Origin of the sequence: Streptomyces fulvoviolaceus, from assembly GCF_000718165.1 — a bacterium.
GTDB lineage: Bacteria > Actinomycetota > Actinomycetes > Streptomycetales > Streptomycetaceae > Streptomyces > Streptomyces fulvoviolaceus.
This window is the reverse complement of record NZ_JOEY01000079.1, coordinates 1-21057: the sequence shown is the minus strand read 5'-3', so window position 1 is coordinate 21057 and position 21057 is coordinate 1. Positions and strand designations below refer to the sequence as shown.

The window sequence follows — 21057 nt, the reverse complement described above, 5'->3', positions numbered from 1 at the left end:
CCCATGCCGTGGACGACCAACCCCAGAAGGAACATACGGCGACGCCCCATGAGGAACTGGGCCGTACCGAGGACGATCAGAGCCCGCCAGTGGTTCACGCTGTCCTCCTCGACAAGTCGGCCGGTGCGTCGGCGGAGTCGGCCGGGCAGTGGCCCGCACACGCCCCGCCGCTCCCGCCCATCGCATCCGAAGTACGCGCCTCGTGCCTCACCCGCCACGGGGGAGGGGGGGAGGGGCAGCACCCCTGTGATGTCCGGCCGGTGGGGAGAGCGGGCGCCGAACCCTCTCACCGACGCGCGTTCACAGCAGCCGGAGGTCGCGCGCGCGTCGCACCGCGTCGCCTCGCCGGTTCACCGCCAGCTTCCGGTAGACGCTCTTGAGGTGGGTCTTCACCGTGTTCACCGACACGTAGAGGTCGGCGGCGACCTCCTCCGTCGACATCATCCGGGCCAGCCGCTCCAGGACGTCGCGCTCGCGTCCGCTCAGTTCCACCGCGACGAGCGGCGGGGACAGCGACTCCGGCCGAGGTTGCTCACCGTGTCGCGGCAGGCCGGGCGTGAGCCAGCCGGCTGCCAGCTCGTGGAGCGGAGGCGTGGCCAGCAGGGGTCGGATCCACGCTCCCGCATCGAGGAACGGACGTCGCAGCCGCTCCCGCCGGGCGTCGAGGAGCGCATGTGCCACGAGCTTGCGGGCGGTGGCGGTGTCTCCCGCCCTCTCCGCGGCCTGAGCCCTCACCAGCGCTGCCCTCACGGTCACCGCCGGCCCGGTCCGGCTCCCGGTGCGGATGCTGTCGAGCAGGTCGATGGCCGCCCCGGCACGGCCTGCGGCAACCTGGATCGCCGCGGCCTCCACGGCACACGCCGGCTGGTCGCCGGACACGCCCTGGAGCTCCTCGACGGCTTCGTCCAGCCGTCCTTCGGCCAGGTGGGCGGCGGAGGCGAAGACCGCTTCATGGCCCGCCGCCCAGGGTGAGGCCACGGCGGCGGCGACGGCCGGGTCCGCCGCCTCCACGGCGGCTCGTGCCCTGCCCCTGACCGACAGGAGGCGAGCTGTGGCGAGGGCTCGTCCCGCCGCCATCACCGGATCGCGCGTTCCCGACGGGAGCCGGGCCGTCTCGTCGAGGAGGGCTTGGGCCCGGCCCAGTTCATGGCGGTCGACGGCCACGGCGGCCAGGACCAGCTGCCCGATGCCGGAGCCGGACGGCTGGGGAAGGCCGACCCGTTCCGCCTCGGACGCCGCAGCCAGGGCCTTGCGCTCCGCCCGGCCGGGCCAGCCGTTCAGATAGTCGAGCAGGGCCAGGTGCTCCATCGAGTCCTCCCGGGGCAGCACGGTGGAGGCCCCGCCGGGAGCGTCGGCCGCCGTGGTCAGGGCGGCGCGCGCGCCCTCGAAACGCCCGGCCCACAGGCGGGCCGAGCCCAGATGGGTCAGCAGGAGGGCGGTGAGTTCGGGATGCTTGTCCAGGAGGTGTGCCGGGACTTGCTGCCGCAGTTCCTCGGCCTTTTCGGCGGCCCTTTCGGCCCGTGAAGGACATCCGGTCAGTCGGGCGGCCAGTGCCTCGAGCAGCGCACAGCTCAGCTGGGCGGCCGCCGACTCGGGCGCGTCGTCGGCCAGCTGCTCCTCGGCGTGGCGCAGGCGGGCCAGTCCGCGGTCGAGGTCGCACCGGGACAGGTCGCGGGCCGCGCGCACGAGATCCGCGGCGGGACTCCTCGCCTCGGGTTCCATGGGGGAGAACAACTCGGTCAGGTCACCCGAGCGCAGGCCGGTGAAGAGCTGTCCGATCGCCAGGTCGTCGACGAGGGCGCCGGCGGCGAAATCCCAGTCGCCGGCGGCGGCGCCGTGGGCGAGTGTCTCCGGCAGAAATTCGGAACGACGCAGCCACCGCGCGGCACGCCGGTGGAGTTCCGGCTCCAGGCCGGGCAGGCGCTCGCGCAGATGGGCCCGGAGTATCTCCCCGAACAGCGGGTGGAGCTGGTACCACGCGTGCCCGAGGTGCTCGACGAACGCGTTGTCGCGGTGCAGCCCAGCGAGAATGGGCCCGGTATCCGTCCGCAGGGTCAGCGCGTTGGCCAGATCGGGACAGAAACGCTCCAGGACGCTGACACGCAGCAGGAGGTCCTGTGTTTCCTCCGGCTGTCCCTTGAGGACCTCGGCCAGCAGGAAGTCCGCGACCGTACTGCGGTCCGCCTCGAACTCCTTCAGGTAGAGCTCCGGGTCGGCGCTCTCCAGAGCGGCCAGGGCGGACAGGCGCAAGCCGGCAGCCCAGCCCCGGGTGCGGTCCACCAGCGCGCCCGCGGCGTGGACCGGAAGGCTCAGACCGTGCAGCTCGAGGAGTGCGACGGCCTCTTCCGGCGTGAACGCCAGCTCGGCGGCGCGGATCTCCGTCAGCTCACCGGCCGCCCGGTAACGGTGCAGCGGCAGCAGCGGTTCGGTGCGGGTGACGAGGACGAGGTGCAGGCCCCGCCCGGCGTGGTGCAGGACGAACTCCAGCTGCTCCGTGACCTCCGGAGTGGTCACGCGGTCGTACTCGTCGAGTACGAGGATCACGGGCCGATCGCGATCGTTCAGCTCGGCGGCGAGCGCTGTCAGCAGCCTTTGGTCCACCCCGGTCGCGTCCGCGGGGACCCCGACCGCGTCGGATGCCGGTGCACCGCAGGCGCGCAGGGCCTGAAGGGCGTATGCCCAGAACACCCCGGGACGCCGGTCCCCCACTTCGACGGTGAGCCAGGCGACCGGTGGCGACAGTCCGGCGGCCCAGTCGGCGGCGAGCAGGGTTTTGCCGGCCCCGGCCGCACCGTTGACCAGTGTCAACGGCGTCCCGCGGGCTTGGTCGAGATGGTCGACGAGCCGCTGCCGCCGCAGGAACGTGGCGGGCCTCGCCGGGAGGGCGAACCGGGTGCGCAGGAACGGGTCTCCCTGGGGATCGGCGCAAGGAACGGTCGGAACGGTCGGTCCTCGGGCGTTCTCATAGTTCTCGGCCACGGCGCTCATCACCCTTGTCCGCCAGGGTTCACGTCACGGGCGGCGCTCCCTCCTCCAGCATCCCAGTCTCTCCGCCACGGCGCGCGGCACACCCGGGCCACGGGCCCGTTCACCAGCCCTTATGCTCCTGCCGTCGGGGCCCACGGAGGTGTTCGCCACCCACGACACCCCGTCCCCACAAGGAGCGGCAGCCCGTGCTGGTCAGCTCGAAGCCGAGTCGCCTCGCAGGGCGGGCCGGAAAGCGCGGAGCACGTCTGAACCCGGCGGTTCGGACACGACGAGGCGCGTTCGGGTCGAGCCGGGTGTCCTCTCCCGGGTCAGGCTGCCGGCAGCTCCTCCGCGGGGAGCCGGCCCGCGCGCACCGCGTCGACCAGTGCCTGGTGATCACGCTCGTTCTGGTCGGCGTACGCCTCCGCGAAGGTGGCGAGTGCGCGGTCGAACGAGTCGCCGCCGCCCAGGTACGTGGCGATCGCGATGCGGTCGCCGGACCGCGCGTGCGCACGAGCCAGCGTGACCCCGCACAGTTCGCCGAACGCCTGCATGTCCTTCGGCCGCATCCGCTCCGGCATGGCGATGCCCTTCCAGTCGCGCAGCTGGCGGACGTAGAAGTCGCGCTGCTTGCCGTCGATCCCGTCCACCCGCTCCCAGCCGAGGAAGATGTCGCTCGTGGCCTGCATCAGCCGCTGGCCCGAGACCACCCGCTCGCCCTGATTGAGGTAGCGGCTGGTGCCGACGTGTGCGGCGAGCACGGAGGCGTCGGCTTCCTTGGCCTGGAGGAACAGCGGGTCGCGGTCGTCCCGGCCGAGCAGGAGGAAGATCCAGCATCGGGTGCCGACGCTGCCGACGCCGACCACCTTGCGGGCGACGTCGGCCAGGCGGTAGTCGTCCAGGAGCGTGCGCCGGTCGGAGGCGAGAGTGCGGCCGTACCGCTCGATGAGACCGCGGAACTGGCGCTCCAGCGCGCTGCGTTCGATGTCCGGCAGCAGGTCGCCGGCCGGGACGAGCAGCGGGGGATCTGCCGCGATCCTGGGCCGGCCGTCGACCGTCTCGGTGAGCTTGTCGAAAGCCTGCAGGCTGTCGCGGGTGCGGGCCTTCGCCATCGCGCGGGCCAGGTTCTTCCGACCGCGTTTCGTCGCGTCGAGCCGGTCTGAGGCCAGGGACTCAAGGAGGTCCGCGTCGATCTTCGCGTACCAGATGTCGAGGTTGCCCGTGTCCGCGAAGCGGATCATCGCCTCGCGGTACGAACGGACCGTGGAGCTCACGATGCGGGCGCGTTCGGCGTCGTCGAAGCCGTTCGCCCGGCCCGCGATGACGAGACTCGCCGACAGCCTCTTGACGTCCCACTCCCAGGGCCCCGGCAGCGTCTCGTCGAAGTCGTTGATGTCGAACACCAACTGCCGCTCAGGCGAGGCGAGCAGACGGAAGTTCAGCAGGTGCGCGTCGCCGCACAACTGGGCGGTGAGTCCCGACGTCGGGCTGTCGGCCAGGTCGGACGCCATGATCGCGGCGGCGCCCCGGTAGAAGCGGAACGGGGACTCCATCATCCGCCCGTAGCGGATCGGGACGAGTTCGGGCACCCGTGCCGCGGACTGCGCCTCCAGGATCGCCAGCGGGTCCGGCCGGTCGGGAGACGGCCTGTACACGGCGTGACCCGAGCGCGGCGAGCGGCGCCGCGCCTCCTTGCCGAGAGCCGCGCGGTCCTGGGGCGTGGTGTGGGGTGTCGCGCGCATGGCCGTGATCGCGTTCTGGGACATCACAGACGCTCCTGCCTGGTCCTGCGGCCATGGGGACGCCCAGCACAGGGCACATCGGACCGGACGGGCAGTCCCTTGGCCTTCTGTCCGATGTCGGCCGCGCGGATCATTGATGCGGGTGGGCGGCTGCTCTCAGCCCTGGGCTTCGATCTCGGCATCGGCGACGGCGATGGCGATGCCGAACGCCGTGGCGATGTTGCCCGCTGCCGTCATGACGCGGGCGGTGCCCACGATGGGTGCGATGGCGACCAGGACGTCCTGCAGTTGTTCGGCGGTCAGGCCGGCCGTGATGGCGGGGTCGATATGGGCCGCGTAGGAGATGGGCGGGGCGTCCGAGGCGGCGAGTGCCGCGATGCGCGTGAGGATGAGCATGTCCGGGGCCAGCCCGCATCGCTCGATCGAGTCGACCGTCATGGCGGCGAGGGTGTCCAGGACAGGGGTGTCAGATGCAGTGGACATGTCGCATGCCCTCCTGGGGAGTTACGGGCCCGAGGGGTGTGAGGCGGAAACCGAACCGAGTTCCGCAAAATTTGGGGCCTTGCCTCAACCGTAGAACCCATCCGGGACTCGCGCATGGCGCGCCCAGGTCCGCCGCGCCATGGCGGCGGGCGTGAAGCCCGGGGAGGACCCGGCCTGACGGCGGCCCAGTCATCCGGAGGGATGCCGTCCGCAGGTGCTGAAACCCAGCTGCCATGATCGGTTAATTGCCTGCAAGCGCGACGACATCATCCTGACCTGCACAGATGGCTTGCGAACTGCTGATCGAGAACCGCCCATCGGGTACCCCGACGTGCGCAGCGAACCTGAGAGGACGAGATTGGAGGTAGCCCGACCGGCCGAACGTGAACGCGCGGTTGTGCGGGGTCGTTCGACACGAAGGAGCCGGCGATGGTTCGTCGGGTGAGGCTGGCTCCGTCTGATCATGGGCGTGGTCGTCGCCCTCGCCGGTGCCGCCCTGTCCCAAGGCGCCATCTGGGCCAGGGCCGTCGGCGGGTGCCGGCCGGCTTGGCCATGCTCGCCAACTTCCTTTGAATTCCCTACGCGTCGTTCTGGGCCGTCGTCCTGATCGCGATCAACGGCTTCGTGATCTGGGCACTGTGCACCGCTCCCGGTCGCCGGAGCGATGAAGTAGGGGATGGCCTCGTGGGGCGGCCCGACCCCCAGGCCGTATCCGGATCGGAGACACCATGAAGGACCTCAAGTTTGAGCAGAAGCGCTCCCTGTCACGCCTTGAGGCAGCTGACCAGCTCACGGCACTCGCAGCCGCGCTGCGGGAAGGCGGGGAGGCCGAACTGGAACTCAGCCCCGGAACGCTGAGCCTGCGGATCCCCGACGACCTTCGCAGCGAGATAGAGGTTGAGATCGGTAGTGGGGAGATCGAGTTGGAGATCGAGTTCAAGTGGCCGACCGCACCGAACCGGACAGCGCCATCGCGGACGGCCGCAGTGACCAAGAAGGCCGCAACGCGGAAGAGTGCGCCCTCCACCAAGCCAGGGCGCAGCACGGGCACCAGCAGGAGCAAGGGCGTGAAGCGGTCCGCCGCGAAGAAGCCCTGAGGCCGGGCCGGGGACCTGGGTCTGATCACCACGCCCTGTTCGGCGCGCAACCGAATCTCGGCCGGTCACGGACCGACGACTGCCGACGTGACCTGGCCCGCGATCCGCTGACGTGTCAGGCCGGTTCCGGGGTGAAGGGATGCAACTCGTCGGCTCCGGCATGTACGACGCCGTAGCTGCTCTCGGGTACCTCGTTCCAGGCACCCGGCAGATCTCCGAGGGGCTCGGAGACAATGAGGCGGGTCTCGTCGGACACTTCCTCCAGGAACGCCAAATCGGGGTGCAGCTTGCGCAGTGTGTCCACGCGGGTGCTGTAGAACAACGACCGGGAAGCGCCCTGGGTCGAGTAGCGGAAGGCCCACACGCGTTCGCCGTCGGTCACGCCGATTGTCATCTGGATCGGGAACTCCACACCGTGGTCGCGGCCGCTGCGCTCCACCACTCCCACCATTCGGGCCACAGCGCTCGGCGGGTCCTGGTCCAGGCCGAAGGTGACCGCCAGGTAGAACATCATCTCCGAGTCCGTCGTTCCCTCGATGTCGTCGTACAGCCCAGGGTCGACGAGCAGGGACAGCTCGCGGCGCATGAGGTGGAAACCTGTGATGGCACCGTTGTGCATCCACATCCAACGGCCGTGCCGGAACGGGTGGCAGTTCGTCTGCTGCACCGCCGTGCCGGTCGACGCCCGTATGTGGGCGAAGAACAACGGGGAGCGGACATGATCCGCGATCTCCCTCAGGTTGCGGTTGTTCCAGGCCGGGCCGATGTCCTTGAGCAGGGCTGGGGTGTCGATGTTCTCCTGCGGATACCATCCGACGCCGAAACCGTCGCCGTTCGTCGTCTCGACACCCAGCCTGGAGTGGAGGCTCTGATCGATCAGTGAATGGGCCGGTTTGTAGAGGATGGTGTCGAGCAGCAGGGGCGTTCCCGAGTAAGCGAGCCATCGGCACATGAGCGATCACCTGTGTTCCTGTCTGCACCCGCGGGATGCCGTGACGTCCCACTCGCGGCTTCCGGAGTCTTCGATGAGTCCGCCGGGCACCTGGCCGCTGCGCCCCGCTGCCCTGTCGGCTCGGCTTCGAGCGCGCTGAGGATGGCTTGACGCTTCCCCCGCCCTGAAAGCAACGCCGTGTCCGCTGATCGGGTGGCTCTTAGCCGGCTAGTCCCATTTTCGCCTCCCTTGCCGCGCATCGCCATGCGGGCGCGGATCGCAGGGCCATCGCTCCGAGCTCGGGGCGATGGAACCAGCCGAGCTGTGCGGCTCCACCGTGTTCGTGCGCCATCGACACGCTTGCCCGTCGTCCCGGAGGGCCCGAACGACTGGATGCCAGAACTGAATCGGCTCTCCGCGGCGCAGGGACAAGGCGGCGGCACGTAGGAGAACTTCGATCGGGCCCAGCCGCAGAACAGCTCCCCTCGGGCCTCGGCGCCCAACCGAAAGTACTGGGGCGGGTCAGCCCCCTGGCAAGGGCTGACCCGCAGGAACCGCACCAGCGTCATGTCGGGACAACTCACGTGGGTTCGTGCGACGCGTTCCGGTCCCGCCCGCGACAGCCCATGAGTGCCCGGGTGCCCACCGGTTCCGGGCTGCCACCGTGGGGCACTTCCTCAAGCCTGCTCCGGAGCTGAGCTCATCGCACTCCGCACAGGGAGGCCGTTCGGGACGCGTCGGGCCGTCTCGGCCTCCGTCCTGGGCGGTTCCTGGCTTCCACCACGCCCACGCCGACGCGGCGGGGGGTCCATAGCTGCCGAGCCGTCATTTCGCCTGCGACCCGGCGCCACCACTCCGAGCGGTTGACCACCTCTCGCCCGTACGGCCCACCTGGGCGAGCCGTCCCGCCGTGAAGCGGCGGGAATGGAGACAGGCCAATCCCCCAGGAGCCCCGGAGCACTCATGACCAGCCCGCACGAGCCGCACGAGCCGCCCGATCCCGCTGCCGTCCCAGAGGCGGGCGCGGGCGATGCGCCGGGGAGCGGGCCCAAGCACGGCTCGGCAGCCGTGCGGATCACGCGAAAGACCGCCTCGGCGGTTCTCATCGTGCTCACCTGCGTCCTGGTACCGGTCGCCCTGCTCACGGTGTGGGTGCACGGCATCGCGCTGGACACCGACCGGTACGTGGAGACGGTCTCCCCGCTGGCTTCGGAACCGGCGATCGAGGACGCGGCGGTCAAACGCATCACCCATGCCGCCGATGTGCGGGTGGACGGCCCCCAGGCCGCCTCGGACATCGCCGCCTGGCTGCAGGCGCAGGGGCTGGCGCCGCGGGCCGTGAACGCCGTGAAGGGACTGGGCCCCCAACTCGACTCCGCGGTCAACAGCACAGTGGAGAAGGTGGCCACGCGTTTCGTGGAGAGCGACCGCTTCGAGCGGATCTGGACGAACGCCAACCGGGAGGCTCACGCCGCGGTCGTGCACGCGCTGACCGGCGAGGGCCGTGGCGCCGTGGGCGTGAACGGCGGAACGGTCACCCTCGACGTCGGCGAAGCCGTCGACCAGGTCAAGGAAGCGCTCGTGGACGCCGGCCTGTCCCCGGCCTCCAAGATCCCCGACGTCGACAAGAAGATGGTGCTCCTCCAGTCCGACCAACTGGAGAAGATCCGCGACGCCGCCCACCTGCTGGACGTGATCGGGAACTGGTTTCCCGTATTCGTCGTGGTGATCGGCGCGTGCGGCGTGCTGCTGGCCCACCGGCGGCGCCGGGCCCTGGCCCGTACGGCTCTCGGCGCGGCCTTCGCCTGCCTGGTCGTGGCCATCGTCCTGGTCATCGCCCGCCGCTACTACCTGGACCACCTCCCGCCCCAGGTCCAGTCGGAGGCCGCCGCGGCGGCCGTCTTCGACACCCTGCTGCGCTTCCTGCGGGTCAGCCTGCGCACGGCGATCGTGCTCGGCGTGGTCATCGCGCTGGGCGCCTACCTGATCGGCCCCGGGCGGCTGCCGCGCGCCGTCAGGCGCACATCCGAGCGCGCCGCGGACTCCACGGCCCAATGGGCGTACGGCCACCAGGTCCGCTCCGGCCGGGTGGGCACCTGGACTCAGGCCCACCGCCGATGGATCGCCCTGGCCGCCCTGCTGATCGTGGCCCTGGTCTTCGCGCTCTGGAACCACCCGACGGTTCTGACCATCCTGCTGCTGGTCGTCATCCTGCTGGCCGTGCTCGCACTGCTCGCCCTCCTCGCCGCCACCGGCCGCGTCACCACTGACGCCGAGCGGGTGGCACAGCGGCCGGAGGGCGGCGAGTGAACGGTTCACCTCCAAGGGACCGCACGGCAATGCGGCCGTCGCCTAGGGCAGCGTAGGCGAGGGCTGCGCGGGCCCGGCCCAGCGAGTGGAAGAACGAGTGGGAGAAGGGGTCTCGACGGGTCGCCGAGGAGGCTTGTGCGGCCTGGGCCGCCGTGAGGGCTTCGGAGCCAGGTCTGGCGCTGGTAGGCGGGCATCGAGAGGTCGACCCACACGCGCATTTCGGTGGGGCAGTCCTGGGAGAGGCGGGCGGACGACCAGTTGGGCGACCCCGTCCACCAGCGCTTCGCCTGGTTCGTCGACCACTGGACCGGCACGGACGGCTTCTCCTGCGTCGTGTGGGGGCCCAGGACACCTTCATCAAGGCGCCGGAGCGGGAGCGCCCCGCTCGCTGGACGGCTTTCCACGGCCGGTCCGAACTCGATCACCTAACCGCCGTCGTCCACCACAACAGCGAAAGCCACAACCTCGCCGAAGCCAGGCCCCATGCGCCCTGGCCTGGATCCCGACCGCCTTCGGCCCCAACAGGGAGCTCGCAACCGCTGAACTCGCCTACTCGCCGGCCTGGAGTGTGCTGCAGGCGCAAGAGCCCTCCCGTCCGCCGGACGGAAGGGCTCTGACCAGGTGTTTCTCTGTGCCCCCGGCAGGATTCGAACCTGCGACACCCGCTTTAGGAGAGCGGTGCTCTATCCCCTGAGCTACGAAGGCCGGGGCTTGTGGAGAACCTTGCTGAAAATCCAGGCGGCGGATCTTCGACGAGGAGCACAAGCCCGCTGGTCAGACGTGGTGCGACACTCTCCGCAGGGTTGCTCGAACAGACACAACAAACGTACCAACACCCGACCAGGGACAGCGTAGCGGATGCGCGCATGCGAGGGCCGCCCCTATGGGGGTAGATGACTGAGGTGGCGAGTGAGTATGCCTCTGACCTGCTGTTTCAGCTGTTCTCAGTGAATGATCGGTGGACAGTGAGGGGCAAGAGCGGAGGGCGGTTGGACCGTTCTGCTCTGGCGCGACAGGCCGACCGTTGCGCGTGGGCCAGGGGCAGGGGCTCTGAGCGGCATGGGGCAAGGGGTACGTCCCGTGCAGTGGTGTATTGACGGCCACTCGGTGATCTCGTTGTGAGGCTGGGCGGCGAGTTCGGTGCGCAGATGCACGACGAGTGGATCGCCTACGAGTGCATCGCCTTCCCCCGCCGCTATCTCTCCGAAGGCAGCATGGCCGCCCTCTACGCCGACGAACACGCCGGCCACACGCCCCGCGCGCTCCCCAACACCCCCAACACCCCCAACACCCCCAACGCTACGGACGATTGATCGGCCACACCATCACGCGGGACGCCAGCCCCACCGTTCCTGCCGCCCGGATCCGGGATCTGGCGGAACAACTCGCCTAGGCGCTCAGCGATGTTCTACCTCCTCCGGGTGCGGCATCGCCGAAAGTCGAGGCGCACGACTCCGACACCCCGCCGAACCGCGGCCAATCCCTGTTGGAGACGCATCAGGTGGCTCTCTGCCACGGGGACAGCCCGGCGTTGATCCGCACAGGCCGGGGTATCGGGTTCTGGCTGGGCCGGGCCGACATCGCTTTCTGACCCACAGTGCTGCAAACGAGGGCGTTCCCCGGGACTCGCTCGAGGTGTCCTTCACCGGACAGCGAACACCCGTCGGTCGACCGACGGGTTCCCTCCAATTGCCTGCAATAAAGGCCCAGTTAAGAGTCAAAATGTGATCCCTATCACGTCAGGTATCGGTCAGGAGACTGACCGGATCGCGTCAACCTTCTGTGTTTGCATGTGCTCATCGAGGCTGATCCCCCCACAACCGAGGAGAGCCATGACCGACACCCTGACCGGTCCCGTGCCCGAAGCGGACGACGCCGTCCCCGAGTTCCCGATGCCCCGGCAGTCCCGATGCCCCTTCGACCCGCCGCCCGCGCTCAAGGACCTGCAGAGCCAAGGGCCGCTGGTCAAGGTGAGGCTGTGGGACGGCAGTGAGTCCTGGCTCGTGACCCGGTACGCCGAGCAGCGCGCCATCCTGGGCGACCCGCGCGTCAGCGCCGACATCGACAAACCCGGCTACCCCAGCAAGGCCTTCGCCGAGGCGGGCGAGGGCAAGCTCAGTTTCATCATGATGGACGACCCCGAGCACGCCCGGCTGCGCCGGATGGTGACGGGTCCGTTCGCCGTCAAGAAGATCGAGGCGCTGCGGCCCGCCGTGCAGAGCATCGTGGACGGCCTGATCGACGACATGCTGGCCGGTTCCGGTTCCGGTCCGGTGGACCTCGTGGACGTGTTCGCGCTGCCGATTCCCTCGCTGGTCATCTGCGAGCTGTTGGGCGTGCCGTACGAGGACCACGAGTTCTTCCAGGAGAACACCAAGACCATGGTCCGTACGACCGCCACGCCCGAGGAACGGAGCGTGGCGAGCCGTGAGGTCGCGGGTTACCTGGCCGGACTCCTGGGCAAGCGGATCGCCGAGCCGAAGGACGATCTGCTCTCCAGCATCGCCGCCCGCATCACCGCCGGGGAGCTCGACCACGAGCAGGCGACCCAGATGGCCCTGCTCCTGCTGATCGCGGGGCACGAGACCACCGCGAACATGATCGCGCTCGGCACCCTGGCCCTGCTCCAGAACCCCGATCAGCTCAAGCTGCTGCGCGAGACCGACGACCCGAAACTCGTCGCCTCCGCGGTCGAGGAACTCCTGCGCTACCTGCACATCACCCACCTGGGCCGACGCCGGGCGGTGATCGAGGACATCGAGATCGCGGGCCAGGTGATCAAGGCCGGCGAGGGCGTCATCATGGTCAACGAGATCGGCAACCGCGACCCCGAGGCGTTCCCCGACCCCGACCGCCTCGACATCACCCGCGACGCCCGCCGGCACGTCGCCTTCGGCTTCGGTGTCCACCAGTGCCTCGGCCAGCCGCTGGCCCGCATGGAGCTCCAGGTCGTCTACGGCACCCTCTACAAGCGCATCCCGACGCTGAAGCTGGCCGCTCCGTTGGAGGACGTCCGCTTCAAGGACGACGCGTTCATCTACGGCCTCCACGAACTGCCCGTCTCCTGGTGACAGTTCAGTGACCCCCACCTCAGTGACACCCGCCAACGAACCACACCTGTGCGTGAAGAAGGGAGACCGCGACGACGGCATCGCGATCCTGCTGGAGGAGAAGCCCGGGCCCGAACTCCTCGACGACGTCAAGGAAGCCATCGCGGTCTGCCCGGCCGCCGCGATCCGACTGGTCGACCAGTGAAGCGCATCGTCGTCGTCGGTGCCTCGGCCGCCGGACTCGCGGCGGCCGAGACGCTCCGCCGCGAGGGTTACGACGGCACCCTCACCCTCGTCGGCGACGAACCGCTCGCCCCCTATGACCGCCCGCCCCTGTCCAAGCAACTGCTGGCGGCCGAGTGGGAGCCCGAAAAGCTTGCTCTGCGCACCTCCGACGACCTGGCCAAGCTCGACCTCGATCTGCGCCTCGGCGTGGCCGCCACGGGCCTGAGCCTCGCCGACGGAGCGGTGGAGCTGGCCGACGGTTCGACGCTGTCGTACGACGGCCTGGTCATCGCCACCGGTGTACGTCCGCGACGGCTGCCCGGGGAGGGCGGGCATGTGCTGCGCACCCTGGACGACGCCCTGCGGCTGCGGGACCGGCTGACGCCGGGCCGGCGACTGGTCGTGGTCGGCGCCGGGTTCCTCGGGGCCGAGGCCGCCGCCGTCGCTTGGCGGCTCGGCTGCGAGGTCACGCTCCTCGAACCCGCCCCGGTACCGCTGGCCCACGCCGTCGGCACGGACGTCGGCGAGGTGCTGACCCGCGCCCATCTGGAACAGGGTGTGAAGCTGCGCTGCGGCGTCACCGTGGCCGAGGTGACAGAGGAGGGCGTACGCCTCGCCGAAGGCGAACTGGTCGAAGCCGACGAGGTGTTGATCGCGATCGGCTCGCTGCCCAACACCGCCTGGCTCGACGGCAGCGGGCTCACCGTCGGCGACGGCGTGGTGTGCGACGAGTACTGCGAGGCCGCGCCGGGCGTGTACGCGGCCGGTGACGTGGCCCGCTGGTACAACCCGCTGTTCGGCACCTCGATGCGGATCGAGCACCGTACCAACGCGGCCGAACAGGGTATGGCCGCCGCCCGCAACCTTCTCAACCCCGAGGCGCGCAAGCCGTTCGCGCCGGTGCCGTACTTCTGGTCCGACCAGTACGACATGAAGGTCCAGGCGTACGGGTATCTGCGCGGCCACGACGAAGTCGCCGTCGTGGAGGGCGACTTGGCCGAGCGGCGGTTCGTGGCCGCCTACCGCACCGGCGACCGGCTCACCGGTGCTCTCGCGGTCGGCGTGCCGCCCAAGGAGATCCGGCGGTGGCGACAGGCCATCGCCACCGGAGCGAGCTGGGCCGAGGCCGTGCGCCCGACCGTCGCTGCGACGGAGTCCTGACCTCCGATCAGTGGGAGGCGCCCCGGGCGTCTGTGCTGTGGTGCCTGATCACAGCACAGACGCCGTGCTCGACGCCGAAGCCTCACGAGCCACCGTCCCCAGGGCGTCCGGCTGTCCCTGGCCATCCCTGGCCATTCCGGGCCGTCTGCGCCGCACCTCAAGACTTTCCTCCAGCCCCCCCAACACAGGAGACAACGATGTCCATCACTCCATCTGGCATGCCCTCCACGGCATCGCGCCACGAGGAACGCCTGCTGATCGGCGGAGAGCTCCGCGGGGCCGCGGACAGCGGCACGTTCGAGGTGCTCAACCCAGCAGACGGCACTGTTCTGGGCAAGGTGGCCGACGCCGGCCGGGACGACATGCTCGACGCGATCGCCGCGGCCCGGCGCGCGTTCGACGAGACGGACTGGGCCGTCGACCGGCAGCTCCGCAAGCGCGGCCTGACCCAGCTCCTCGACGCGCTGATCGAGGAGAAGGAGGAGCTGCGTGAGGAACTCATCGCGGAGGTCGGAGCCCCGCGCATGTTCACCTACGGTGCTCAGCTGGAGGATCCTCTCCAGAAGTTCCAGTGGCACATCGACCACATCGACCAGTTCGAGTGGGTGCGCCGGCTCGACGACGCCGTCAGCCGATCCAATGAGCCCACCGAGCGGTGGGTGGTCAAGGAGCCCATCGGCGTCGTCGCCGCCATCACCCCCTGGAACTTCCCCTTCGGGTTGCTGCTCGTCAAGCTCGCCGGCGCTCTCGCCACCGGCAACACCGTCGTCGCGAAGCCCGCGCCCGAGACACCGTGGAACGCCACCCGCATCGGTCGGCTCATCGCCGAGCGCACCGACATCCCGGCCGGCGTGGTCAACATGGTGACGACCAGTGACCGTGACGCGGCCGAACTCCTCCTGACCGACCCGCGCGTCGACATGGTGACGTTCACCGGCTCCACGGTCACGGGGCAGCGCGTCCTCGAACTCGCCGCGCCGACCTTCAAGCGCACGATGCTGGAGCTCGGCGGCAAGAGCGCGTCGATCATCCTCGACGACGCGGACCTCACGCAGGCCATCCCGCAGGCGCTCGGCGCGCTCGCCCACTCGGGCCAGGGCTGCGCGCTGCCGACCCGGCTGCTCGTGCACCGCAATGTCTACGAGCAGGTCGTCGCCGGCCTTACGCAGGCGTTCAAGCAGGTGCCCTGGGGCGACCCCGGGGACCAGGGCACGCTGGCCGGCCCGGTCATCTCCGCCCGGCAGCGCGACCGCGTCGTCGACTACATCCGCATCGGCCAGGAGGAGGGTGCGAAGCTCGCCACCGGTGGCGGCGTTCCCGACCGCCCGGGTTTCTGGGTCGAGCCGACACTCTTCGTCGACGTCGACAACGACTCCACCATCGCGCAGGAGGAGATCTTCGGGCCGGTGCTCACCGTGACGCCGTTCGACACCGACGAAGAGGCGATTCGGCTGGCCAACGCGAGCCGGTACGGCCTCTCCGGATACGTCGCGTCGGCCTCACCGGAACGCGCTCTGCGCATCGCACGCGCCATCCGAACCGGCACTTTCATGATCAACGGTGGCTCGTACTCCGGCGGGGACGCCCCGTTCGGCGGTTACAAGGCCAGCGGCATCGGCCGCGAGGGCGGCCGCGAGGGCTTCGAGGTCTTCACCGAGACCAAGACCATCGGATCCGCGCTCCCGCTCTCACTCCCGCTTTCCTGACGCGATCCCCCCCCACACAGCAGCCCCGCGTCCGGCACCGGCGCGGGTGAGAGGAACTGAGCACATGAGCGACTACCTGCAGTACGCCGGCAAGACCGCGGTCGTCACCGGCGCGGCCTCCGGTATCGGCAAGGCGACGGCACAGCGGCTCGTCGAGTTGGGCGCCGAGGTCCACGTCATCGACTACGCGCCGGCCGAGTTGCCGGGTCTTGCCTCCGCGACCCGGGCGAACCTGGGAGTACGGGAGGAGATCGACCAGGCTTTCGCGTCGCTCCCCGAGCACATCGACGCGTTCTTCGGTGTGGCCGGAGTCTCCGGACTCCAGCATGACTACAACACGACCCTGCTCATCAACTTCGGCTCCTACAAGTACATCTCGAAGACGTACCTGGAGGCCCGGATGAGCGAGGGCGGCGCCATCGCCTACGTGTCCTCCCTGGGCGGTATCAACTGGGAGCGTTACCAGGAGGAGCTCGAAGGGCTGATCCAGGCCGAAGGGTGGGACGCCATCGTCAAGGCGATCGAAGGGATCGGTAACGAGGACCAGCCCGGGCCGGTCGCCTACGCGCTCTCGAAGCGGCTGCTCAACCTGTTCGTGGCGCACAGCGCCATCGAACTGGCGGGCCGCGGAATCCGGGTGAACACCCTGCTCCCCACGAACACCGAGACCGGTCTGACGGCGGACTTCGCCGTGATGCGCGGCGGACGCGACCAGCTCGAGGCGAACTCCGGCCTCAACAACCGCCTGGCCGTGCCGGAGGAGATGGCGGACCCCCTGGTCTTCCTCAACTCGCACGCGGCGCGGTACATCTCCGGACAGCCGCTCCTGGTCGACTTCGGCGCCCGCAACCTGCAGCTCCTCGGCCGTAAGGAGGACATGCTGGACCGCCCGCTGATCGGGGAGCCGAAGGCCGCAGGCTCCTGATTCCCGGCCGCTGCCGCGGGGGTGCGCGAAGACCGCCGTCCGTCCTGGCCTTCGCGCATCCCTCTCGTCGTACCGGACCCGCCGTGGTCCAGCACAGCTCCGTACGTCGTCGGTGTCAGCGGCTCCCGGCATCGGGTGAACATCCGTCGTTCTCCAGCGCGGGTGCGAGGAGATGGCAGAGAGCGTCGGCCGGCAGCTGCAGGGGATCGGCGGTCTCCAGCGGCCAGTCGGCAGCGATCCAGACGGAGAAGAACGACTCGGTCTGGAGCACGGCCATCAGCGCCCGCTGGCGGGCCTCCGCGGGATCGGTGCCCCGCCAGCGCTCGGGATGGCCGACGAGGAGGCCGACGTAGCGTTCGTGCGCCTCGAGGTACTGCGCGCGGCCCTCGCTGAGACTTCGGAACGCCCCCGGGGCCGCCGCGTTGGTGATGCGGCGGATGGGTGCCATCCCCCGCCACCTGGCCTCGGCGTCGTCGAGCCATGTCCGGATGCTGTCCCGGGTCCACCGCGGAAGTGCGGCCAGATCGGCGTAAGCCTCACCCATCAGGCCGTACACGCGGTCCACGAGCGCGTCGACGATCTCGGCCTTGCCGGGGAAATGGGCGTAGACCGTGGCCCGTGTCACCCCCGCGGCCTGGGCGATGTCCTCCATGCGCGCGTCGAGAAAGGACTTCTCGGCGAACACGGTGACGGCCGCGTCGAGCAGTCGGCGATGCGTGAGGACCTTCTGCTCTTCGCGCAGGTTCCTGCGGGGTGTGGGCTCCATCCGCCCAGTCTCTGCTACTGAGCGCGGCATGAGTTCACTATACGCCGTGTATGGTGAGGCGGGTTCGCTATACGTCATGTATAGCGAATCTGCGATTCGAAATCCGTCTGATGAGGAGCGCAGTGAACGAGTCAAATCCCACGGACACGGACACGGACACGGAGACGGACGCCGCGTCCCAACGGCAGGTACTGAAGGTTCTCAGCGGCCTGCTCCTCGCACTGTTCGTCTCGACCCTCAGCAGTACGGTGGTCTCCAGCGCGCTGCCGAAGATCATCGGGGCCGTGCACGGGTCGCAGACCCAGTACATGTGGGTCGTCACCGCGACCCTCCTCACCACGACGGCGACGACTCCGATCTGGGGCAAGCTCGCCGACCTGTTCAGCAAGAAGACCCTCCTCCAGGCCGCCATCGCCATCTTCGTGCTGGGCACCCTGGCGTCCGGGATCAGCCAGACGGGCGGTCAGCTGATAGCCGCGCGGGCCCTCCAGGGCGTCGGCGTGGGGGGTGTGCAGGCGCTCGTCCAGATCGCGATCGCCGCCATCATCTCGCCTCGGGAGCGTGGCCGTTACAGCGGTTACCTGAGCGGCGCCACAGCGACATCGACCATCGGTGGGCCGCTGCTCGGCGGCGTCATCGTCGACACCTCGTGGCTGGGTTGGCGGTGGTGCTTCTTCATCGCCCTTCCGCTTGCCGCCGTCGCGTTCTTCCTGCTTCAACGGACGCTGAACCTTCCTGTCCTGCGCCGCGAGAACGTGCAGATCGACTATCTGGGGGCCACCCTGATAGCCGCCGGTGTCAGCGTTCTGCTCATCTGGGTGTCGTTCGTCGACAACTCCTTCGCCTGGGCCTCGTGGCAGACCGCCGCCATGGTGTCCGGCGGGCTGGCCCTGCTCGCCGTGGCCGTGTGGGTGGAGTCGCGCGCTGCCGAGCCTGTCGTCCCGCTCGCCATCGTGCGGCAGCGAACCACGGCCCTGGCCATTCTCGGCAGCCTGGCCGTCGGTACGGCCATGTTCGGCGCCTCCGTGTTCCTCAGCCAGTACTTCCAGCTGAGCCGCGGTTACACCCCCACCAAAGCCGGTCTGCTGACGATTCCGATGATGGCGGGCATCCTGATCGCCTCCACCATCGCCGGCCGGATGATCAGCCGAACCGGGAAGATCAAGCCGTTCGTCATCACCGGCGCCGTGCTCCTCACCGCCGGTTCCGCGGCACTCGGCACCATCGATGACAAGACAAACATGGTCTTCCTGGGCGTGGCGATGCTGTGCGTCGGGATGGGCGTCGGCATGACGCTGCAGAACTTCGTGCTCGCCGTGCAGAACACCGTGCAGTTGAAGGATGTCGGCTCGGCGAGCTCCACGGTGACGTTCTTCCGTTCCCTCGGCGGCACGGTGGGCGTCGCCGTCCTCGGCGCCATCATGGCCCGCCAGGTCGCGGACAGTCTGGCCTCCGCCGGGATATCCGATGGAGGAGGCCAGGCCTCCCAGGCCACCGCACAGTCTCCCGCGGCGCAGGAGATCGTCCGCGCTGCGTACGGCGATGCGACAGCGCACGTCTTCCTCCTCTCGGCCGCCGCCGCCGTTCTCGCCGTTGTCGCCGCGGTTCTCCTCAAACCGATCAACCTGCGCAACAGCCTCGACCTGCCCGACAAGACCGGCGAAGCAGCGGCTGCGGCGGCAGATCCTGATCGGGACACGCGGTCGAGAGCATGAGCGGGCACAGGTCCAGCCCCCCACCCACGCACGGCAACAACCAGTTGAGGCCCCCACATGAGCGTCATCACCCCCTTCCGCATCGACATCCCCCAGTCCGAGCTCGACGATCTGCACGCCCGACTCGACCGTGTCCGCTGGCCCGACGAACTCCCCGGTGTCGGCTGGGAGTACGGCATCCCGCTCGACTACGTCAAGGAGCTGGTGGAGTACTGGCGGCACACCTATGACTGGCGGGAACACGAGAAGCGGCTCAACTCCATCCCGCAGTTCACCACCGAGATCGACGGACAGAACGTGCACTTCCTGCACCTGCGCTCGGCGAATCCCGACGCGCTGCCGCTGATCGCCACCCACGGCTGGCCCGGCTCGGTCGTCGAACTCCTCAATGTCATCGAGCCCTTGAGCGAGGACTTCCACGTCGTCGTCCCCTCGATCCCCGGCTACGGCTTCTCCGGCCCCACCCGCGAGACCGGATGGAACGTCGAGCGCGTCGCCCGCGCCTGGGCGGAGCTGATGAACCGCCTCGGATACACCCGCTACGGCGCACACGGCAGCGACTGGGGCTCGTCCATCACCCGCGAGCTGGGCCGGATCGACGCCGAGCATGTCGTGGGCATCCACGTGACCATGATCGGTTCCCCGCCGCCCCCGGACGCCGCGCCCTTCACCGACGAGGAGCAGAGGCGACTCAAGCACGGGGAGCGCTACCAACGGGAGTTGTTCGGTTACGCGTCCGTGCAGTCCACGCGCCCACAGACTCTCGCCTTCGCGCTGCACGACTCCGCGGTCGGCCAACTCGCCTGGATCGTCGAGAAGTTCAAGGACTGGACCGACTCCGTCGACGCGCCCGAGGACGCGGTGGACCGCGACCAGATGCTCACCGACGTCATGCTGTACTGGCTCACCGGCACGGCGGCCTCCTCGGCCCGTCTGTACCGTGAGTCCGCCGCCTCCTGGGGTCGGCAGCCGGAACCCTCGACCACACCCACCGGCGTGGCGGTCTTCCCCAAGGACCTCAGTCTGACGATCCGCCGTTTCGCCGAGGCCACCAACAACATCACCCACTGGTCCGAGTTCGACAGGGGCGGTCACTTCCCGTCCATGGAGGAACCGGATCTGGTCATCGGCGACATCCGACGGTTCTTCCGCGGACAGCGGTGACGGTCAGAGCCGGATCCACACGATCCGCGCGTGGTTCTCCTCCGTGACTTCCTTGACTTCCTGTACGGGGCGCCGTGCGGGTCGTCGAGGAAGTCGGCGGTGGGGACGTGGAACAGGGTGCCGGTGACCGCGGTGAAGTCGAGCAGCCGGTCGTGGCTGCCCGGCGGATCGCCGATGAACATGTTCTCCAGCATGCGCTCGATGACCGACGGACTGCTGGTGCAGCCGATGAAGCAGGTGCCGAACTCGCCCCGCCCGGGCGAGTTCGGCAGGCATGTTGTCGCGCAGGATCTGCCGCTCTGTGCCTTCCGGGTCGGTGATGTCGGTGAGCGCGACGTGTGAGTCGGCGGCGTCAAGGCGAGTGGCCTCGGCCGTGAGCTGGGGCCCGAGGGCCTGACGGCCTACCAACAGACACAGACCGTGTAGGTGTGACCCATAGGGGATGCGGAGGAGCGCGGCCGGCAATCCCTCGGCCCCGGTCCTCGGGGCCCAGCGGTCGGCCGGTAGGACGGCCCCGCCACGCACCGGCACCCGCAGATCGTGTGCGACGACCAGATCCCTGGTCAGGGGCGGAGGAAGGCGCAGCAGGCGCTGAGCGAGACGACTGCCCAGGTTCATCGGCGTGTCCTCCGTCTGCTCGTACGTCGTGACTCCTGGCGCGTACCGACCTCGGTCTAGGCCCGGTGGCGGGCCGCAGCCGGGGCCCCGGCCGCGGCCGGCTTGCGGCGGTTCGCGATGAGGCCGCCGGCCGCGCCGAGCGAGACCAGGCCCATGCCGGCGGCGGTCGCGATCCCCTTCACGCCGTCCATGGTCAG

Annotated in this window: 15 protein-coding genes, 1 tRNA gene and 1 pseudogene; 10 read left to right on the top strand and 7 right to left on the bottom strand. The window is 69.5% G+C overall.

Annotation, left to right across the window (positions count from 1 at the left end; genetic code table 11):
- Positions 1-300: 300 nt before the first annotated feature.
- The 3 genes from IG08_RS0148695 to IG08_RS0148685 all read right to left on the bottom strand — a co-directional run bounded on the left by IG08_RS0148695 (position 301) and on the right by IG08_RS0148685 (position 5192).
- On the bottom strand, positions 301-2988 hold the full coding sequence (locus IG08_RS0148695; RefSeq protein ID WP_030619795.1) for a winged helix-turn-helix domain-containing protein: 2688 nt from the start codon (positions 2986-2988) through the stop codon (positions 301-303).
- Positions 2989-3296: 308 nt separating this feature from the next.
- On the bottom strand, positions 3297-4733 hold the full coding sequence (locus IG08_RS0148690) for a DUF2252 domain-containing protein (RefSeq protein ID WP_030619793.1): 1437 nt from the start codon (positions 4731-4733) through the stop codon (positions 3297-3299).
- Positions 4734-4865: 132 nt separating this feature from the next.
- Entirely contained in the window at positions 4866-5192 is a 327-nt protein-coding gene (locus IG08_RS0148685) for a carboxymuconolactone decarboxylase family protein (RefSeq protein WP_030619790.1), read from the bottom strand.
- 728 nt (positions 5193-5920) lie between these two features.
- Here IG08_RS0148685 and IG08_RS0148680 point away from each other — a divergent pair.
- Positions 5921-6289 carry an amphi-Trp domain-containing protein gene (locus IG08_RS0148680; protein ID WP_030619787.1) on the top strand — a complete coding sequence of 123 codons (369 nt, stop codon included), beginning with the start codon at positions 5921-5923 and terminating at the stop codon, positions 6287-6289.
- Positions 6290-6404: 115 nt separating this feature from the next.
- Here the strand turns inward: IG08_RS0148680 and IG08_RS0148675 are convergent, their stop codons facing one another.
- Entirely contained in the window at positions 6405-7241 is an 837-nt protein-coding gene (locus tag IG08_RS0148675) for a class II glutamine amidotransferase (protein WP_030619784.1), read from the bottom strand.
- A gap of 942 nt (positions 7242-8183) precedes the next feature.
- On the opposite strand from IG08_RS0148675, the gene IG08_RS0148670 reads away from it, so the two are divergent.
- A complete protein-coding gene (locus IG08_RS0148670; protein WP_078656046.1) occupies positions 8184-9530 on the top strand; it encodes a hypothetical protein in 1347 nt (448 codons plus the stop codon).
- A 632-nt stretch (positions 9531-10162) separates the two neighbouring features.
- On the opposite strand, the gene IG08_RS0148660 is transcribed toward IG08_RS0148670, so the two are convergent.
- A tRNA-Arg gene (locus IG08_RS0148660) sits at positions 10163-10235 on the bottom strand.
- Between the two features lie 443 nt (positions 10236-10678).
- Here IG08_RS0148660 and IG08_RS0148655 point away from each other — a divergent pair.
- From IG08_RS0148655 to IG08_RS0148625, 6 genes are all read left to right on the top strand, one after another.
- Positions 10679-10843 carry a hypothetical protein gene (locus IG08_RS0148655; protein WP_199821107.1) on the top strand — a complete coding sequence of 55 codons (165 nt, stop codon included), beginning with the start codon at positions 10679-10681 and terminating at the stop codon, positions 10841-10843.
- A gap of 519 nt (positions 10844-11362) precedes the next feature.
- Positions 11363-12601 (top strand): cytochrome P450, encoded by a 1239-nt coding sequence (locus IG08_RS0148645; RefSeq protein WP_030619770.1) that lies wholly within the window; start codon positions 11363-11365, stop codon positions 12599-12601.
- 22 nt (positions 12602-12623) lie between these two features.
- Positions 12624-12785 carry a ferredoxin gene (locus IG08_RS62035; protein WP_420823325.1) on the top strand — a complete coding sequence of 54 codons (162 nt, stop codon included), beginning with the start codon at positions 12624-12626 and terminating at the stop codon, positions 12783-12785.
- Positions 12782-13966: an NAD(P)/FAD-dependent oxidoreductase gene (locus IG08_RS0148635; RefSeq protein ID WP_030619763.1), complete on the top strand. Its 1185-nt coding sequence runs from the start codon at positions 12782-12784 to the stop codon at positions 13964-13966. Before IG08_RS62035 ends, IG08_RS0148635 begins: the two co-directional genes overlap by 4 nt.
- Before the next feature lie 197 nt (positions 13967-14163).
- Positions 14164-15672: an aldehyde dehydrogenase family protein gene (locus tag IG08_RS0148630; RefSeq protein WP_106981162.1), complete on the top strand. Its 1509-nt coding sequence runs from the start codon at positions 14164-14166 to the stop codon at positions 15670-15672.
- A gap of 64 nt (positions 15673-15736) precedes the next feature.
- Positions 15737-16597, top strand: a complete 861-nt coding sequence (locus IG08_RS0148625; RefSeq protein ID WP_030619756.1) for an SDR family oxidoreductase — start codon at positions 15737-15739, stop codon at positions 16595-16597.
- Positions 16598-16712: 115 nt separating this feature from the next.
- Here the strand turns inward: IG08_RS0148625 and IG08_RS55220 are convergent, their stop codons facing one another.
- On the bottom strand, positions 16713-17363 hold the full coding sequence (locus IG08_RS55220) for a TetR/AcrR family transcriptional regulator (RefSeq protein ID WP_043457184.1): 651 nt from the start codon (positions 17361-17363) through the stop codon (positions 16713-16715).
- Positions 17364-17473: 110 nt separating this feature from the next.
- Here IG08_RS55220 and IG08_RS0148615 point away from each other — a divergent pair, with 110 nt between their 5' ends.
- Both IG08_RS0148615 and IG08_RS0148610 read left to right on the top strand, forming a co-directional pair.
- Entirely contained in the window at positions 17474-19078 is a 1605-nt protein-coding gene (locus IG08_RS0148615; RefSeq protein ID WP_078656045.1) for an MFS transporter, read from the top strand.
- 57 nt (positions 19079-19135) lie between these two features.
- The gene (locus IG08_RS0148610; protein WP_030619747.1) at positions 19136-20242 is read left to right on the top strand and encodes an epoxide hydrolase family protein; all 1107 of its coding nucleotides are present in this window, start codon (positions 19136-19138) and stop codon (positions 20240-20242) included.
- Here IG08_RS0148610 and IG08_RS60950 read toward each other — a convergent pair.
- A pseudogene (locus IG08_RS60950) lies at positions 20170-20590 on the bottom strand (Dyp-type peroxidase); the annotation flags it as partial. The gene IG08_RS0148610 and the pseudogene IG08_RS60950 overlap by 73 nt on opposite strands.
- Between the last annotated feature and the right edge of the window lie 467 nt (positions 20591-21057).